This is a genomic window from Komagataeibacter sp. FNDCF1 (assembly GCF_021295335.1).
Taxonomy (GTDB): domain Bacteria; phylum Pseudomonadota; class Alphaproteobacteria; order Acetobacterales; family Acetobacteraceae; genus Komagataeibacter.
This window is the reverse complement of record NZ_JAIWOT010000001.1, coordinates 3,512,279-3,529,188: the sequence shown is the minus strand read 5'-3', so window position 1 is coordinate 3,529,188 and position 16,910 is coordinate 3,512,279. Positions and strand designations below refer to the sequence as shown.

The window sequence follows — 16,910 nt, the reverse complement described above, 5'->3', positions numbered from 1 at the left end:
GTCCGCTCCCGGCCCCTATGGCAGGATCGCACGTGCCCCCGCACATGCGTCCCCGCCCCACTCAGATCAACACAATTCCGCAACGCCGATCCGTCCCGCACAGGGCAGGCACCCGGCCGTGAGCCGACACGATCCACAACCCGGACCCAGACGGGACAGGCCACCGATGACGTTGGAATTATCCACACAGGCTAGAGCACGGGATGACGGGAGGCAACGGGAATCTGCCCACACAAACGGCAAAACACGATCACGCCCGATGGAGCGGAAAGCAAAAAAGGCCGCAACCACCACTATTGGTGGCATGCGGCCTCCTTCATTACTTTCGGCATTCTTTCAGACGCAAAGAAACCGGCAGTATATTGCGCAGCAGAAAGCGACTTGATGCGTGCGGATAGGCGGGAAATACGGCGCGCAACCGTGTTGGCATGCATCACGCCCTTGCCAACGGCACGCTGCAGTTCCGGCTGTGCCTCACGCAGGGCAACGACGGCGTCGTCCTTCTTGCCCGCCAGGATAGCTGTCTCCACCTTCTTGACAAAGGTGCGGACGCGGGACATGCGCGCCGTGTTGCGGGCGTTGCGGACTTCGTTCTGACGGATGCGCTTGCGCGCGGATGCTGTATTGGCCATTGCTCTCAGTTCATCTGCATAAATCAGGTTACGGCGGTCCGCCACCCGGTCGTTGCGGACATCCCCATATCAGGACTGGCGATCTAGTCCACCCCGACCCCATCCGTCAAGACAAGTCTTCATCCGGATCATTTTTCATCTCCTGCCGGCGGGGGCAGAAGAAGGTCGAACGCCCGGACTGGGTGATCCGCACCACCCCGTTGCACGCAGGCGGGCCGGGACACTCGGGGCATCCCTGCCCCTCGCGCCCGTATACGCGCCACGCATGCTGGAAATAGCCCAGCTCCCCGTCGGGTTGCACATAATCACGCAGGCTTGAGCCGCCAGCGGCGATCGCCTCTTCCAGCACGGCGCGGATTTCGGCGGCAAGGCGGTCATATTCCGCTGCGTTCACATCACCCGCGGCGCGCGCGGGGTGGATACGGGCACGGAACAGCGCCTCGGACACATATATATTGCCCAGCCCCGCCACCACGCGCTGGTCCAGCAGAAGCGCCTTGATACTGCTGCGCCGTCCCTGCCCGCGCGCGGCCAGCCATGCGCCGCCAAACCGGTTGCCCAGCGGCTCCGGCCCCATGCCCGCCAGCAGGCGATGACTTTCCACCGCGCTGGCGGGCACCAGGTCGACCATGCCGAAGCGGCGCGGATCGACCAGCCCGCAGCGCGCGCCCATTACGGTTTCGATCACCAGATGCTCGTGCGCGGCGGGAGACGTGGCGCCGGCCGGGGTCGTCAGCAGCACGCGGCCCGACATGCCCAGATGCAGCAGCATGACCATGCCCCCCGAAAGCGTGACGAGAATATATTTCCCCCGCCGGGAGAATCCATCAATCCGCCTGCCGGCCAGCGCCTCCGCCAGACCGGGGGGAAACGGCCATCGCAGGCCGGTATGATGCGTGCTGGCGCGTGAAATAGTGTGACCTTCAAGATGCACTCGCATCCCGCGCATCACAGTTTCGACTTCTGGGAGTTCCGGCATGGCCTCATCTGGGGTTATACCTGTGCATCATGACCGACAATAGCCAGCCCTACCACCCCTCCCCTTCCGCAGGCCGTCCCGGGGACCGCCAGGCGGATACAACCGATTTCGGCTTCCGCGATGTGCCATTGCGCGAGAAGAAATCCATGGTACGCGAAGTCTTTGACAGCGTGGCCTCCAAATACGACATCATGAACGATGTGATGTCGCTGGGAATCCACCGCGCCTGGAAGAAGATATTCGTCAATGAACTGGCGCCCCATCCCGACCTGTCGCTACTCGACCTGGCGGGCGGCACGGGCGACATTTCGTTTGGCTGGCTGCGTGGCGGCGGCGGGCCGGCCATCCTGTCCGACATCAATGTGAGCATGCTGACCGTGGGCCGCAACCGCGCGCTGGAGCGCGGGCTTGTATCCGGCCTCAACTTCCTTGCCGTCGATGCCGAGGCCATTCCCCTGGCCGACAATTCGGTTGACCGTGTCTCCATCGCCTTTGGCCTGCGCAACTGCACCGACAAGCTGCAGGTGCTGCGTGAGGCACGGCGCATCCTGCGCCCCGGCGGACGGTTCCTGTGTCTTGAGTTCTCACGCGTGCAGGTCGCGGCTTTTGCCCCCGTCTATGATGCATGGTCGTTCCATGTGCTGCCGCGCATGGGCGCCGCGATTGCAGGCGACCGGGAAAGCTACCAGTACCTGGCCGAGAGCATCCGCATGTTCCCCGACCAGGAAACCCTAGCCGACATGATGCGCGAGGCAGGACTTGAGCGCGTGTCCTACCAGAACCTCTCTGGCGGGATCGCCGCGATCCATTCCGGCTGGAAGATCTGATGATGGCGGGGGCAGGCCGCCGTGTCCTGCTGGTCGTATGCGGGGGCATTGCCGCCTACAAGGCGCTGGAGCTTGCCCGCAGGCTGCGTGAGCACGGCATCCGTGTCCACCCTGTGCTGACAGCGGCGGGTGCCCGATTCGTTACACCCATGGCGCTGCAGGCGCTGTGCGGGGAGCGTGTATCCAGCGACCTGTTTTCCCTGACCGAGGAAAGCGAGATGGGTCACATCGCGCTTTCACGCAGCAGTGACCTGATCGTGGTCTGCCCCGCCACCGCCGATATCCTTGCCCGCATGGCAGCGGGGCTGGCCGATGATCTGGCCACGACCCTGCTGCTGGCGACCGACACCCCCGTGCTGGCCGCACCCGCCATGAACGTGCGCATGTGGGAGCATCCCGCAACACAGGCCAATATCGCCACCCTGCGCGCCCGTGGCGTGACCTTCGTGGGGCCGGAAAACGGCCTGATGGCCTGCAACGAAAGCGGGCCGGGCCGACTGGCCGAACCGGAGGCCATGATTGCCGCGATCCTGCGGCAGCTTGACGGGGAGAAACCCCTGGCCGGACGCAGCGCGCTGGTCACCGCGGGCCCTACCCATGAACCTGTCGACCCGGTGCGCTATCTGGCCAACCGCTCCTCGGGCACACAGGGCTATGCCATCGCTGCGGCCCTGGCCCATGCGGGGGCAAAGGTCACGCTGGTCAGCGGTCCGACAACCCTGCCCGACCCGGCGGGCGTGACCACCATACGGGTGGAAACCGCACGTGAAATGCTGGATGCCTGCCAGCAGGCCCTGCCGTGCGACATCGCCATCTGCGCCGCCGCCGTGGCCGACTGGCATGTCGCCCCCAACTCCCAGAAGATCAAGAAGGCCGCGGGTTCCCCGCCACCCGTACTGCATCTGGTTCCCAACCCGGACATTCTGGCGGGCCTGAGCCAGCCCTCTCCCCTGCGGCCGCGTCTGGTCATCGGCTTTGCGGCCGAGACCGAGCATGTGCTCTCCCACGCCACGGCCAAGCGCCTGCGCAAGGGCTGTGACTGGATCGTGGCCAATGATGTCAGTCCCGCCACCGGCATCATGGGCGGGACGGAAAACGAGATCAGCCTGATCGACGCCACCGGATGCGAACACTGGCCCCGGCTGGACAAGAGCCAGGTCGCCCATAAACTGGTTGCGCGCATCGCGACATGCCTGCGCGCGCCCCAAACGGACCCAGACCCGCAAGAAGCTGACGAACGCCTGCCATGACATCTTCCCCCCTTCCCATACAGGTCCGCCGCCTGCCCCATGCACTCGGTCTGCCCCTGCCGTCCTACGCCACGGACGGGGCCGCCGGCATGGACCTGCTGGCCGCCGTGACCGAAGCCATGACGGTTCCACCCGGCGGCCGCGCGCTGGTGCCAACGGGGCTGTGCGTGGCGCTGCCCCGTGGCTTCGAGATGCAGGTCCGCCCCCGTTCGGGGCTGGCGCTCAGGCATGGCATCACCCTGCCCAACGCACCCGGCACGATTGACGAGGATTATCGGGGCGAGATCGGGGTCATCATCCTCAACACCAGTGACACGCCGTTCGTGGTCGAACGGGGCATGCGGATTGCGCAGGCGGTCCTGGCCCCGGTCGTGCGGGGGGCATGGGTCGAATATGCGGAACTGGAGGAAACCGCGCGGGGCGCTGGCGGCTTTGGCAGTACGGGCACCGCAGGGTGAGTGAAACCGGGCTGACGGGCAACCTGCGGGTTCGCCCCAACATGGCCGACCTGCTGGGGCTGCTGGCGATCATGGCCGGGGCGGTGGTCATCGCCACCGCCGGACGCCACATGCTGGTGCCCATCCCCCCCGGCGAGGCAGGAACCATCCACCTCAGCCCCGCATGGCTGCCCGCCTATGCGGTGCGAACGACGCTGCGCATGTTTGCGGCCCTTGCGGCGTCGCTGGTCTTTACCTTTACCTATGCCGTATGGGCAGCCAAGAGCAGGCGGGCGGCGCAGGTGCTCATCCCGCTGCTCGACATCCTGCAATCCGTGCCCATCCTGGGGTTCCTGACCTTTACCGTGGTGTTCTTCCTCGGCCTGTTCCCGGGGCGGATGATGGGGGCGGAACTGGCTGCCATCTTCACCATATTCACCAGCCAGGCATGGAACATGGCCTTTGCCATGTACCAGGCCCTGCGCACCGTGCCGCCAGACCTGGAGGAAGCGGCGCGCTGCTTCGGCCTGACACCGTGGCAGCGTTTCTGGCGGCTGGAAGTGCCATTCGCCATTCCCTCACTGGTCTGGAACACCATGATCTCCATGTCCGGCGGGTGGTTCATGGTGGTGTATTCCGAAACGATCACGGTTGGTAATACCGACATCGCCCTGCCCGGAATCGGCTCCTATGTTGGCGTGGCCATCGAGCAGCGCAACATCTGGGCCATTCTCTACGCCATCATCGCCATGCTGGCGGTCATTACGGCCTATGACCAGTTGCTGTTCCGCCCGCTGGTGGCGTGGTCCGCCCGGTTCAGCACGGATGATGGCGCAACCCTCGCCACCCCGGAGCCGTGGGTGCTGACCCTGCTGCGCCGCACCCACCTGCTGCGCCAGGCCTGCCTGCGGCTGGGCGATACCTTGACCCGCATCGGCTGGCTGGCGCTGGGGCCGCGCCCCTCGCAGCCGGTCCGCAGCTTCATCCCGTCACGCATCATGGACGGGGCATGGATCATGGCGCTGGCCCTGTGCGCGCTGACCATCGGCTGGAAAACATGGAGCTATGGCAGCACCCACTATACCACGGCGCAGGTGCTGCACGTGATCATGCTGGGCGGGATCACGCTGCTGCGCGTCATGGGCACGGTTGTCGTGGCCTCGCTGGTCTGGGTGCCGCTTGGCATCTGGCTGGGCCTGTCGCCGCGCCGGGCGCGGCACGCACAGATGGCGGCACAGTTCATGGCGGCCTTTCCCGCCAACCTGTTCTTCCCGCTCGTGGTCATCGGAATCGTACACTGGCACCTGAACAGCAATATCTGGCTGACGCCGCTCATGCTGCTGGGCACGCAGTGGTATATCCTGTTCAATATCGTGGCAGGTGCCTCCTCCTATCCCGGTGACCTGCTGGAAGTTGCCAGGAATTTCCATGTAAAGGGCTGGCTGTGGTGGCGGCGGGTCATGCTGCCCGGCATCATGCCCTACTTCATTACCGGGGCGCTGACCGCATCGGGCGGGGCATGGAACGCCGCCATCGCCACCGAGGTCGCAAGCTGGGGTGACACCACGCTCAGCGCACAGGGGCTTGGGGCCTACATCGCCCATGCCACAGTGGCCGGAGCCACCGACCAGGTGGGGCTGGGCATGGCCATCATGGCGGCGTTCGTGCTGCTGCTCAACCGCGCGCTATGGCGCCCGCTGTCCAATTATGCCGCACGGCATTACACCTTTGACTGAGAGTTCATGATGCAGCCTTCCGCAGCCCCGCCCACCGCAGCAAAAACCGGTACGGAGCTTGTCCGGATCGTCAACTGCCGCCAGGCCTACCACAAGGAAAGTGCCACCGACCTGGTGGTGCTGGACGGGGTCAACCTGTCCATCCGCAGTGGCGAGATCGTGGGGCTGCTGGGCCGTTCGGGTTCGGGCAAGTCCACCCTGCTGCGCATCATCGCGGGCCTTCTGCCCCCCACTTCGGGCGAGGTGATCTGGAAGGGCAGAAAGCTGGAAGGCCCGGCGGATGGCATTTCCCTGGTGTTCCAGTCCTTTGCCCTGTTCCCGTGGCTGACCGTGCAGAAGAATGTGGAGCTGGGGCTGGAAGCGCAGGGCGTGGCACCCGCCGAACGTGAAAAGCTGGCGGAGGACGCCATTCACCTGATCGGCCTGGGCGGTTACGAGAACGCCTACCCCAAGGAACTGTCCGGCGGCATGCGCCAGCGCGTGGGGCTGGCGCGCGCACTGGTGGTGCGGCCCGACCTGCTGCTGATGGACGAACCCTTTTCCGCGCTGGACGTGCTGACAGCGGAAAACCTGCGCACCGACCTGGTGGAACTGTGGGCGGAAAAGAAGCTGCCCATCCAGTCCATCCTGCTGGTCACCCACAATATCGAGGAAGCGGTGCTGATGTGTGACCGCATCCTCATCTTCTCCTCCAATCCCGGGCGGGTGGCCTACGAACTGCAGGTGCCCTTCGAACATCCCCGCAACCGTGAGGACATGGCCTTCCGCCAGTTCGTGGACCGGATCTACGCGCTCATGACCCGGCGCGCGCCACTGGTGTCCGAAGCGGACATGACCGATCCGGACATGAAGCATGTGCAGATCACCGCCGATGCCGTGGCCCTGCCCGCGCTGCCGATCAACACCATTGTCGGCATGATGGAAACACTGGCCGCCGACCCGCTGCATGGCCGCGCCGACCTGCCGCTGCTGGCCAGCCGCCTGCAGCTTGAACTCGATGACCTGTTTCCGCTGGGCGAATCGTTGCAACTGCTGGGCTTTGCCGAACTGGAGGACGGGGACATCCTGCTCACGCCCGAGGGGCTGCGCTTTGTCCAGAGCGAACATGACACCCGCAAGACCATCCTGCGCGCCAGCATGCTGCACAACCTGCCCATGGTGCGCACCATCCGCGCGGTGCTGGATGAGCGGCCCAACCATCGCGCTTCCGCCGAGCGCTTCCGCGACGAGCTGGAGGACAGCATGTCCCCCGACTATGCCCGCCAGACATTGCAGACCCTGATCGGCTGGGCGCGCTATGCCGAACTGTTCGACTTTGATGAGGAAGCCGACCAGCTTTTCCTTGAGGATGAAACGGAATAGGCGCCTTGGAACAATCTTGGGAGAAAGAAGTTTTTGGTGAAGCTTCTTTCAGAAAGCTTCAGCGAATACCGTCTTTTTGAAAAAGGGCGGCACCCGAAAACTTTCATTCTTCCTGATTAACCCGCCGTATCCACCAGCCTGTCACGGAACAGGCGGCGCATTTTGGCAATCTTGGGCGGAATGACCGCGCTGCAATAGGGATTGCCGGGATTACGGGCAAAGTAGTTCCGGTGATAATCTTCCGCTGGCCAGAAATGGTCCAGTTTCACGATTTCGGTCACCAGCGGATTTGGCCACACGCCTGCCGCCGCGATCTCGTCACGGATGGCGCAGGCGGTTTTTTCCTGCTCTGCGTCCTGCCAGAAAATGGCGGAACGGTACTGGGTGCCCACGTCATTGCCCTGCCGGTTGAGCGTGGTGGGATCATGCATGACAAGGAAGATACGCAACAGGTCGGCGCGGGACAGTTCAGCCGGGTCAAAGGTCACGCGCATGACCTCCGCATGGCCGGTGCGACCCGTGCAGACCTGTTCGTAAGTCGGATCGGGGGTCTGGCCGCCAGCATAGCCGGGTTCAATGTCCAGCACGCCGCGCAGTTCTCTGAACGGGGCTTCCATGCACCAGAAGCAGCCCCCACCCAGCACCAGTGTTTCCAATGCCTGTCCGGTCATGTCCGCCCCCCGTTTTCCGTCCGCCTGCCTGATCAGGCGATACGATCCAGCGCGGCCCGCAGGCGCACGCGTTCCGCCATGAACGCATCCAGCCGCTCACGGTTTTCCACCACGACTTCCGGCTTGGCGCGGGCGACGAAATCGGCATTGCCCAGCTTGCGCTCGACCTTGGTGATCTCGCCCTCCACCTTGGTGCATTCCTTTTCCAGCCGCTGGCGTTCCTGCGCGATGTCGATGATGCCGGCCAGCGGAATGACCAGTGTCGCCTCATCCACCACCAACTGGGCGGCACCCTGCGGCATGTCGCCTTCCAGCGGCAGCACTTCGGATACGCGCGCCATGCGGCCAATGGCCTCCGACCACTTGGCGGCCCGCGCCACGGTGGCGGGGGATGCATCACGCAGCAGCACGGGGGCAAGGCGTGAGGGCGGCACGTTCATTTCCGAACGCACGGTACGGATGGCACTGATGAAGCGGATCAGCCATTCCATCTCGTCGCGTGCCTCCGCGGCCCCTGCCAGATGTTCGGGCTGCGGCCAGGCTGCCGTCATGAGCGTTCCCTGCGCGCCAAAGCCGAAATGCTGCCACAGCGCATCGGTCATGAAGGGGGTGACAGGCTGCATCAGCCGCAGGATGGTACCCAGCACGTGGGCGGCCACGGCACGGGTCTCGACCGCTTCCGCCGTCTCACCGGCACCAAAGACCGGCTTGGCGAATTCGAGGAACCAGTCACAGAAGCAGTTCCATACAAAGCGGTAGCAGGTGGCGGCATATTCATCGAAGCGGAAGGCTTCGAGTGCTTTCGTCGCGTCTTCCACGGCCTGCGCCAGCTCGGCCAGCACCCATTGCCCCAGCGGGGACTGAACGCTGGCGGGGCTGAACCCTTCGACCGGTGCCACGCCATTCATTTCGCAGAAACGCGCGGCGTTCCAGATCTTGGTCATGAAGGAACGGTATTCCTCCACCCGCTTGCGGCCCAGCTTGACGTCCCGCCCCAGCCCGGTCAGCGCGCAGATGCAAAAGCGCGTGGCGTCGGCGCCATAGGTGTCGATCATCTCCAGCGGGTCGATGCCGTTGCCCTTGGACTTGGACATCTTCTGCCCGCGCTCATCACGCACCAGACCGTGAATGAACACCTTGCGGAAGGGCACGTCCTTCATGAAGTGCAGGCCCATCATCATCATCCGCGCGACCCAGAAGAAGATGATGTCAAAGCCTGTGACCAGCACATCGGTCGGGTAATAGCGCGCAAGGTCCGCCGTCTGCTCCGGCCAGCCAAGGGTGGAAAACGGCCACAGGGCGGAGGAGAACCATGTGTCCAGCACGTCTTCATCACGTGTCAGAACCGTGTCCTGCCCGTAATGGCTGCGCGCCTGCGCCGTTGCGTCGGCCTCATCACGGGCTACGAACACATGCCCGTCCGGGCCGTACCATGCCGGGATGCGGTGCCCCCACCACAACTGGCGGCTGATGCACCAGGGCTGGATGTCGCGCATCCAGGCGTAGAAGGTATTCTCCCACTGCCTGGGCACGAATTCGATGCTGCCGTTTTCCACCGCTTCGATCGCGGGACCGGCCAGCGTCTTGGCATCACAGTACCACTGGGTGGTCAGGCGCGGCTCGACCACGGCGCCACTCCGTTCGGCATAAGGCACCTGGTTGGTATGGGGCTCGATCTTTTCCAGCCATTCCAGGCGTTCCAGTTCAGCCACCATCGCCTTGCGCGCCGCATCGCGCGGCATGCCGTCCAGCGTGCGGACAAAGGCGGGATCGGCCAGCCCGTCTTCCGTGCGCAGTTCACCCTCGATCTCGGCCAGCGTAATGCACGCTTCCTCATCCAGCACGCCGGGCATGTCCAGCCTGTGGCGGCGGCCGACCTCAAAGTCATTGAAGTCATGGGCAGGCGTGATCTTGACCGCGCCACTGCCCTTGGTCGGGTCGGAATGTTCATCGGCCACGACGGGAATGCGGCGGCCCGTCAGCGGCAGGATGACGTTTTTGCCCACCAGATCGGCATAGCGTTCATCTTCAGGATGGACCGCCACGGCCATGTCACCCAGCATGGTTTCGGGCCGGGTGGTGGCGACCGTGATGGTGCGGCCCAGCATCCCCTCCACCGGGTAGCGGATGTACCACAGGTTGCCCCGTGTCTCACGGTTGTCCACTTCCAGATCGGAAATGGCGGAGCGGAAGGCGGGGTCCCAGTTGACCAGGCGGCGGTCACGGTAGATCAGCCCCTCGCGATACAGGGTGACGAATACCTCCTTCACCGCATCGGACAGGCCATCATCCATGGTGAAGCGTTCACGCTTCCAGTCCAGTGAACTGCCCAGGCGGCGCAGCTGTTTTGTAATGCCACCGCCGGACTCGGCCTTCCATTCCCATACGCGCCCGACAAAGGCATCGCGACCCAGTTCCTGGCGGGATGTGCCTTCCTTCTGCAGCATCCGTTCGACCACAAGCTGGGTTGCGATACCGGCGTGGTCCGTGCCGGGCTGCCACAGCACGTCGCGCCCCTGCATGCGGCGCCAGCGGATGAGCGTGTCCTGCAACGTCATGGTCAGGGCATGACCGATATGCAGCGTGCCCGTAACATTGGGCGGCGGGATCATGATGGTGTAGGGCGCAGCCGCGCTGGTCGGCTGCGCGCCAAAGGCGCCACTGGCTTCCCACAGGGCATAGAGGGAAGTTTCTGTCCCGTCGGGGGAGAACGACTTGTCAAGCATCACCAAAAACCAGATCCACCATAATCAGACGCAGGACAGGGCAACGCGCCCGGCCAAGGGCAGATATACCCCAAACCGGCCCGAAGGGAACGCCACCGACGCAATCTTTATATGCCCGTGCCCGAAACGCCGCCCCCCTTCAGCGGCCCGGCTGGCTGGTGGCGTAATCGCTGATACCCCACAGCCGGTCATGCACGGCACGGTAATAGGCGCGCTCATCATACAGCGGCACATCCAGATTGAGGTCATGGGCGGTCAGCCGGCCAATGGCCGCTGTGGTCTGGTAGGTGGACTGGACAAGGTTGCCCGCGCTGCGCACCAGCGCAATCTGGGCCTGGAGCAGGGTTTCCTGCTGCTGGAGCACCGCCAGCGTGGTGGTGGTGCCGACAAGGGCCTGACGCTGCATGCCATGCAGGGCGACCACATCAGCCGCCACGGCTTCACGGTTGCTGTCTATCGCCGCGCGGTTGGCCTGCATGCGCTGCCAGCTTGCCGCCGCCAGCTGCACGGCGGTCCGGCGCTGGACGTCAACCATGTGCGCGGCCTCGGTCGCCTGCTGTCGGGCCATGCGCACGGCTGCATATTCCCCCCCGCCCTGGTACAGCGGCAGGGAGGCGCTGACCACCGCGTATTTGTTATCGGCCAGTGACCGCCCCTCATCCTGATTGATGCCGTGCATATAGGCGGCCTGCGCGTTGATGCTGGGCATGAGGGCGGCAAAGGCCACGCCCACCGCGTCCTTTTTCGATGCCTCATCGAACAGGGCGGCGATGACCTGCGGATTGTTCTGCACCGCCAGTGCCATGGCTTCGGGTTCGTCATGCAGGGGCAGTACCAGGGGCTGGGGCGGGGTCAGGCCATCAGGCGCATCCGTGCCCACAACCTGGCGGAACGTGGCGCGGTCGGCCTGCAGGGTGCCTTCGGCCAGTTGCCGCACGGCCCGCGCATTGGCCAGCGCGCCCTGTGCCTGCGCCACGTCGGTATGGGTGATCTCGCCGCCGCGGGCACGCAGTCCGGTCGCGCGGAGCTGGGCGGCATAGACCTGTTCGTTATTGATGTCGATGCCCAGGATCTGCTCGTCCTCGACCACGTTGATGTAGGCATTCACCACATCCGTGAAGACCAGCTGCTCCGCCGCGATCAGCCGCGCGCGCTCGGCCATGACGGCATGGCGGGCCTTGTGCGTGGTAGCCGTGGTCTTGCCCCCGGTATAGATGGGCTGGGCGATACTGACGCCGCCGGAATAGCCCGGTGATTCATACTGGCGGGAATACCCGCTCTCCCCCGCCGTGGGGGCCATGCGGGTCACGCCCGAATAATAGGACATGGAGGCGGTGCCGGTAATGGTGGGACGCCAGCCACCCAGCGCCTGTGGCACCTGTTCATCGGTTGCACGCAGGGTCGCGCGCTCCTGGCGCAGCAGCGGGTTGGTCAGGTAGGCCATGGCCAGCGCGGCACGCAGGGTCCGGGGTGGTTCCGTGGCGGCCGGCTGCGCCTGTGGCACGCGCGCAAGCGCCGTGCCACAGCACAGGATGGCCGCGCTTCCCGTTCCGATTACCCAGTTACCGCTCATCGCCCCACCTGCCGCCTGGTTGCCGTGCGGGGCGAAAGACGCCCCGAAACGGATCTAGCAGCAGGATATTGCCCGCGCGTTAACCGGGCGTGCGGGCGTCAGAACACGAAGGCGGGGGCCGGCGCCAGTTCAGGCAGCATGGGCACGGCCGCATCGAACAGCGGCTGCACCGCACTGCCCTGGGGTGTGGGCAGGATCAGGCTGACTGATGTCACGCCCCCGTCGGGGCATATGGGCGCGACAATACGCCCCCCGTCGGCAAGCTGCGCCAGCAGGGCGGGCGGAACATGCCTGACCGCTCCGTCCACAAGGATCAGGTCATAGGGCGCATCGGCGGCATCGCCTTTCACCAGCGGTCCGTCGCGCCACTGCACGCCAGGCGCCCATTGCTGGCAGAAGGCCCGACCGATATCGGCCAGACGCCGTTCCGATTCCAGCGCCGTGACGGCAAGCCCCTGCCCCATGCCGTACAGCAGCGCCGCCACGTAGCCCGTGCCGCCGCCCACCACCAGCACCCGCTCCCCCGGGCGAATTTCGGCCACCTGCAGCATGCGGCCAGTCACGCGGGGTTCGGTCAGGTAGCGCCCTTCGCCCAGCGGAAGGCTGCGGTCGGAATAGGCGAAGGCCCGCAATGCCGGTGGCACCGCCAGTTCACGTGGCAGCGCACGCATGGCGGCAATGACCGCGGGATTGCTGACCTGCGCGGGCCGGATCTGTGCATCCACCATGCGCTGCCGGGCGGTGACGGGATCAAGTGGCGCGTAATCGGGGTCTGTCTTGTCCATGGCGTTTCCTTGAAGCACGGCGCCGGGCCGAGGGGCTGAAATCTGCTGCCCGGCCGGACGGGCGGAAATTTTCCGGTTTTTTTTATATCTATGCGCCCCTTTTACACGGAAACAACGGCAAACCTGCACACAACGGCTTGACCTGCGCCACATTTCGGCAGATATACCCCGTATGTTGCCGGGGTCTGGTGGCAGAATGGTGATGCAGCGGACTGCAAATCCGCGTACGTGGGTTCGATTCCCGCCCAGACCTCCAATATTTCTATAAATTGACAGAAATTCCAAAAGGTTAGGGTAGGCGCTACAAGCTCCGCCCCTCTTGCGGCCCCTCTTCCTAACCGCACTCCCCGAGTAGTTTAATCCCGTAGAGCATAAGAGCGGGAGTCGTTAGCCCGCCTTACATCCCTGTCAATTATCCATGCAAGCGATTCCAAGAATGCAAACCCCAGCAGGATTCGCATGAATGTCCTGCCTGACATAGATTCGTACGATTTATTTGAATGGGCTGCATTGCTGGGACATGGCCCTTTCTCATGGAAGAAAGAGGCGATCACAGAAAAGACATCAGGCGTCTATATCAGGCGTGCAAAAAAGTTAAATCGGCGACTCGGGCAATTTATCCGGCACATATCCGGACGGCACGGTCCTCATAAGGGAGGGGCAACCATAATTCCTCTCGAAAAATTAGCGACAGAATTGCTGGTATATTACGCTCCATGGAGTGTTACATTAGTCAAAAATGGCCTCTTTTGGAACAAACTATAGAAACAAAAAAGTATTCCCTATGAAATAAAAAATAACTTCTATAGGTAATTAGAGTTAAATAAGAATTAGTATAAATATAAAAACAGCATTATATTATTTAGGTTGACGGTTAGCCATGGCCGGATACGTCTGTGTCACCTCGTAAGAGGTGGTTACCTACCCCTCCGCTGCTCAACCCGGCGGAGGGGTTTTTATATCGGGGCTACGCTGGACCGACCGGGGCAATCAGGTCGGCAAACCGCTGCCGCACCTGCTCCCGGGCCTTGTCCGTCTTTAGTTTCCCCGCACCGTTTAGCGCCTCAAAGGCAGAGGGCGTGAGCTGGCTAAGGTCGCCTGAAATTGCGTTCCACGGGATCGCTGCCCGACCGGTTGTACCAAGGGCGACAGCCTCCCGCACGGCTTCGAGGTATTCAGCCCACAGCGACTGAGCCCGCTCCCATGCGTCCGCCTGCTCGGCCGACAGGATAGCCCCTGCTTCCTTACGGATAGCTTCGTCCGCGTCCTGCATGGCCGCATCTGTAACTGCCCGCTCAGCGCTCAGGGACTGCGCCCGCTTGGTTGCCGCCGCCAGTAGGGCATCAATTTCCTGAACCCGCTCGTACTGCCTCGATAGCGCAGCCGGAAGGTATATCGCTGTCTCCCCGGCCTCCATGGCGTCCAGACGGATGTTATTCACCTGCTCCTGGACCCCGGAGAGGGATTCCTTTTCAGCCTTGAGCCGCTCAAGGAGCACCCCGGCCTTGCGCTGCTTAACGCCTACTTCGTCCAGTGCCTTTAGGACGTCATGGCGGAGGTTCTTGGCCGCAGCCAGCTTAATTTCTAGATCGTTCATGTTTTATTCCAATATTCTTTATTGCGTCGAATCATGTCCTGCAGCCGGTTTGCATCGGCTTCGGCCTTGCGGCGGAGGGCGTCTCTCAAGAGGGCTTCCCGGTCTGCGCCTTCGTCCGCAGGGGGTGCATTAATCTCGGCCGCGCGGTCCTGCTGTTTCTTTTGGACCAGCCCTACCGGGGGAAGGCCAGCCCGATCGCTGGGCGGCCGGACAGAGGCGCGGGGATCAGCCAGGAGCATCCGTATCGGCTTATCCTTGGTTCGGGCACGAGGCCGAGGGACAGGCCGAGGACGGGGCTTGGCAAAGCTCCTGCCACCCGACCGGGGGGATTTGAATGCCATGGGGTTATCCTTTGGGCGGTGTGCTGAATGGGCCGGTAACTAGATGCCCCTCAAGAATGACCCTCGTGAGCCATTCCGGGTCGGGGGGTTCAACAGGAGGCGGGGCAGCTACAATCGGGCTGGGGATGAGTTTCTTGCGCCTGTGCAGCCTCTGACGGCGTCGGCGGTGGCGTAGTGCCCACTGGAAAAGGTCGCCCCAGAAGCGCCCTCGCCGGCCTCGTACTGGGACGGTCATTTCTGCCCCCTTAAACGAACCCATCAAGGAAGGACCGACGGCCACCCTCAAGGGCTACAAGGTTGCGGCGGACAGCGTTCTGCCACGCGATATACTGGTTGTTATCGTGCTGGGTGAACTCGGCATCTCGCAGGACCAAGTTATCGAGATAATGCAGCCGGGTCAGAAGCATGGCCGTACGCTCGATTAGCAAGCGCTGGCCTACGACAAGCACGCCCCCATGGTCGTCCGTCAGTTCCTTGACGTAACGGCGGTACTTACGGGCCGGGGCACTTCGGCCATCAGCGATCAAACGGGCATCGCTTTTTGTGTATGGTCCCACCACATCGGTGGTCATTTTCTTTTCTCCACAAATACAGAAATAATGAAAGCCCCCTAACCTGTCGGCAACAGGGGCTTAACTAGGGTGTATTTTAGCGGTTTATTGTTTTCATTTAATAGTTCTATTATTCGGTAATGATATATTTTCTTTCCATTTATGCCAATCATTTTGACATTTTAGTAGGCCGCACGGAAAGAGTTGGCGTAAGTATTACCGAAAAATGGGTTTCTTTGGTCTAGGAATGGCGGCCAAGGGGTTGAGGCTATAATTCGCCATGTCAAGCTTGACCGCCCCAAAACAAAATGCTCGTTACTTGCCCAAAGAAGGGCAACAGCGATGCAAGATTTATCTGAAGAAGCAAAAAATATTTGTCAGAACATCTACGAAGAAACTCGCAAATACTATTCTGAAATTACTGGAACGCTTGGTGAACACGCCCTCGGTTTTCGTATCCTGTATGGGCCGCCTGTAATTGATGCTCCATTTTTGTTCATCGGATATCAACCGGGTGGCCGAGGGATTGACTGTGCGGAACACCACGATACATGGCCAGAGGTCAGCGACTATGTGATCCAAAATTGGCCTCTCGCCAAACAAGTTCGTTCTATTTGGGGCCTTGATATTGTTGAACGCTGCACCGGGCTCAACGTAATCTTTTTCCGTGCACCCAGTGTTACCGCATGGAATAAAATAGCCAAGCCTCTTCGGCAGCAACTTGAGAATTTTAGTCGACAGCATGCCGAGCAAATAGTGCGGACACTCCGACCGAAGTGTTTAATTGTCATTGGTCTCGGAACATTCGATTGGCTGACTGAAGGTCAGCCGTCCCTATATGGAGAGAAGGGCCGGGTGCTGACACGTAAAGGCACCTTATGGGACTGTGAAGCGATTGGAACAGTTCATCTGAGCGGTTCCAGAATAAGCAGGGCAGACCGAGAGCACTTGAGAGCATACTTTGCGGCCATACAGACACCTTAAGCTCCACAGCAGACACAGGAAGGACATGCGCCATAAGGCGCTACCCCTTACCGACGCCTGGAGCAAAAGGATGCCAAAGGCGATACATGAGTCTATTGCAGAGATACCTTATGTCGGACCGTTTTGACGATGCGGGCCATAGCCTTGTTTTCCGCCTCAGTTGGAATGGGGCCGGGATAGCGATACTGGTGGGGAACTGCCTCAGCCAAGAAGTCCCGGATAACTGAAAAAAAGGTGGCTCCCCGAGCCGTCAGGTTGCCGATGGTCTCCCCAAGTAGCCGGTAATAAATCGGAATTGCTTCCATGAGAGCATCTTCAGCACGGTAGGGATCATGATCCCATATCTCCGGATTTTCGAACACATAACCTGCTGCGTCCAAGATCATTATTTCTTCGGCTGTGAATTCATACATCCGCATCGGGTGCGGGCCACTGGTGGTGGTCCAAGGCATTTAATGC

Annotated in this window: 14 protein-coding genes, 1 tRNA gene and 1 pseudogene; 7 read left to right on the top strand and 9 right to left on the bottom strand. The window is 62.3% G+C overall.

The features are described from left to right. Nucleotides 1–365: 365 nt before the first annotated feature. Nucleotides 366–632: pseudogene (gene rpsT / locus LDL32_RS16610) on the bottom strand (30S ribosomal protein S20); the annotation flags it as partial. A 106-nt stretch (nt 633–738) separates the two neighbouring features. Then, on the bottom strand, nt 739–1,611 hold the full coding sequence (mutM, locus tag LDL32_RS16605; protein ID WP_233068592.1) for a bifunctional DNA-formamidopyrimidine glycosylase/DNA-(apurinic or apyrimidinic site) lyase: 873 nt from the start codon (nt 1,609–1,611) through the stop codon (nt 739–741). Between the two features lie 29 nt (nt 1,612–1,640). On the opposite strand from mutM, the gene LDL32_RS16600 reads away from it, so the two are divergent. Genes LDL32_RS16600 through LDL32_RS16580 form a run of 5 tightly spaced genes read left to right on the top strand, consistent with a single transcriptional unit; the run spans nt 1,641 to nt 7,223 of the window. Continuing rightward, entirely contained in the window at nt 1,641–2,438 is a 798-nt protein-coding gene (locus LDL32_RS16600; RefSeq protein WP_233068590.1) for a class I SAM-dependent methyltransferase, read from the top strand. Beyond that, nucleotides 2,438–3,688 (top strand): bifunctional phosphopantothenoylcysteine decarboxylase/phosphopantothenate--cysteine ligase CoaBC, encoded by a 1,251-nt coding sequence (gene coaBC, locus LDL32_RS16595; protein WP_233068588.1) that lies wholly within the window; start codon nt 2,438–2,440, stop codon nt 3,686–3,688. Before LDL32_RS16600 ends, coaBC begins: the two co-directional genes overlap by 1 nt. Further along, nucleotides 3,685–4,146 carry a dUTP diphosphatase gene (gene dut, locus LDL32_RS16590; protein WP_233068586.1) on the top strand — a complete coding sequence of 154 codons (462 nt, stop codon included), beginning with the start codon at nt 3,685–3,687 and terminating at the stop codon, nt 4,144–4,146. The genes coaBC and dut overlap by 4 nt, the downstream gene beginning before the upstream one ends. A 41-nt stretch (nt 4,147–4,187) precedes the next feature. After that, nucleotides 4,188–5,861, top strand: coding sequence for an ABC transporter permease subunit (locus LDL32_RS16585; protein WP_255673964.1), 1,674 nt, complete (start codon nt 4,188–4,190; stop codon nt 5,859–5,861). Nucleotides 5,862–5,867: 6 nt separating this feature from the next. Continuing rightward, entirely contained in the window at nt 5,868–7,223 is a 1,356-nt protein-coding gene (locus LDL32_RS16580; RefSeq protein ID WP_233068584.1) for an AAA-associated domain-containing protein, read from the top strand. A 116-nt stretch (nt 7,224–7,339) separates the two neighbouring features. Here LDL32_RS16580 and msrA read toward each other — a convergent pair whose 3' ends face one another. The 4 genes from msrA to LDL32_RS16560 form a co-directional block, all read right to left on the bottom strand. Then, nucleotides 7,340–7,894, bottom strand: coding sequence for a peptide-methionine (S)-S-oxide reductase MsrA (gene msrA, locus LDL32_RS16575; protein ID WP_233068583.1), 555 nt, complete (start codon nt 7,892–7,894; stop codon nt 7,340–7,342). Between the two features lie 32 nt (nt 7,895–7,926). After that, the gene (locus tag LDL32_RS16570; protein WP_233069001.1) at nt 7,927–10,620 is read right to left on the bottom strand and encodes a valine--tRNA ligase; all 2,694 of its coding nucleotides are present in this window, start codon (nt 10,618–10,620) and stop codon (nt 7,927–7,929) included. A gap of 139 nt (nt 10,621–10,759) precedes the next feature. After that, a complete protein-coding gene (locus LDL32_RS16565; protein WP_233068582.1) occupies nt 10,760–12,193 on the bottom strand; it encodes a TolC family outer membrane protein in 1,434 nt (477 codons plus the stop codon). Nucleotides 12,194–12,291: 98 nt separating this feature from the next. Beyond that, on the bottom strand, nt 12,292–12,978 hold the full coding sequence (locus tag LDL32_RS16560) for a protein-L-isoaspartate O-methyltransferase (RefSeq protein WP_233068581.1): 687 nt from the start codon (nt 12,976–12,978) through the stop codon (nt 12,292–12,294). A 182-nt stretch (nt 12,979–13,160) separates the two neighbouring features. Here LDL32_RS16560 and LDL32_RS16555 point away from each other — a divergent pair. Beyond that, nucleotides 13,161–13,234, top strand: a tRNA-Cys gene (locus tag LDL32_RS16555). A 711-nt stretch (nt 13,235–13,945) separates the two neighbouring features. Here LDL32_RS16555 and LDL32_RS16550 read toward each other — a convergent pair. Then, nucleotides 13,946–14,575, bottom strand: a complete 630-nt coding sequence (locus LDL32_RS16550) for a hypothetical protein (protein WP_233068580.1) — start codon at nt 14,573–14,575, stop codon at nt 13,946–13,948. A 586-nt stretch (nt 14,576–15,161) separates the two neighbouring features. After that, complete coding sequence (locus LDL32_RS16545; RefSeq protein WP_233068578.1) at nt 15,162–15,443, bottom strand: hypothetical protein; 282 nt, start codon at nt 15,441–15,443, stop codon at nt 15,162–15,164. A gap of 366 nt (nt 15,444–15,809) precedes the next feature. On the opposite strand from LDL32_RS16545, the gene LDL32_RS16540 reads away from it, so the two are divergent. Further along, complete coding sequence (locus LDL32_RS16540; protein ID WP_233068576.1) at nt 15,810–16,451, top strand: hypothetical protein; 642 nt, start codon at nt 15,810–15,812, stop codon at nt 16,449–16,451. A 92-nt stretch (nt 16,452–16,543) separates the two neighbouring features. Here the strand turns inward: LDL32_RS16540 and LDL32_RS16535 are convergent, their stop codons facing one another. Continuing rightward, on the bottom strand, nt 16,544–16,903 hold the full coding sequence (locus tag LDL32_RS16535) for a hypothetical protein (protein WP_233068574.1): 360 nt from the start codon (nt 16,901–16,903) through the stop codon (nt 16,544–16,546). Nucleotides 16,904–16,910 lie beyond the last annotated feature (7 nt).

Bases quoted from the DNA above. Each gene is read 5' to 3' on its own strand.
- LDL32_RS16600 (WP_233068590.1), top strand. From the start codon at position 1,641: ATGACCGACAATAGCCAGCCCTACCACCCCTCCCCTTCCGCAGGCCGT.
- LDL32_RS16560 (WP_233068581.1), bottom strand. From the start codon at position 12,978: ATGGACAAGACAGACCCCGATTACGCGCCACTTGATCCCGTCACCGCC.
- LDL32_RS16570 (WP_233069001.1), bottom strand. From the start codon at position 10,620: ATGCTTGACAAGTCGTTCTCCCCCGACGGGACAGAAACTTCCCTCTAT.
- LDL32_RS16540 (WP_233068576.1), top strand. From the start codon at position 15,810: ATGCAAGATTTATCTGAAGAAGCAAAAAATATTTGTCAGAACATCTAC.
- dut (WP_233068586.1), top strand. From the start codon at position 3,685: ATGACATCTTCCCCCCTTCCCATACAGGTCCGCCGCCTGCCCCATGCA.
- LDL32_RS16550 (WP_233068580.1), bottom strand. From the start codon at position 14,575: ATGAACGATCTAGAAATTAAGCTGGCTGCGGCCAAGAACCTCCGCCAT.
- LDL32_RS16585 (WP_255673964.1), top strand. From the start codon at position 4,188: ATGGCCGACCTGCTGGGGCTGCTGGCGATCATGGCCGGGGCGGTGGTC.
- LDL32_RS16580 (WP_233068584.1), top strand. From the start codon at position 5,868: ATGATGCAGCCTTCCGCAGCCCCGCCCACCGCAGCAAAAACCGGTACG.
- msrA (WP_233068583.1), bottom strand. From the start codon at position 7,894: ATGACCGGACAGGCATTGGAAACACTGGTGCTGGGTGGGGGCTGCTTC.
- mutM (WP_233068592.1), bottom strand. From the start codon at position 1,611: ATGCCGGAACTCCCAGAAGTCGAAACTGTGATGCGCGGGATGCGAGTG.
- coaBC (WP_233068588.1), top strand. From the start codon at position 2,438: ATGATGGCGGGGGCAGGCCGCCGTGTCCTGCTGGTCGTATGCGGGGGC.
- LDL32_RS16535 (WP_233068574.1), bottom strand. From the start codon at position 16,903: ATGCCTTGGACCACCACCAGTGGCCCGCACCCGATGCGGATGTATGAA.
- LDL32_RS16565 (WP_233068582.1), bottom strand. From the start codon at position 12,193: ATGAGCGGTAACTGGGTAATCGGAACGGGAAGCGCGGCCATCCTGTGC.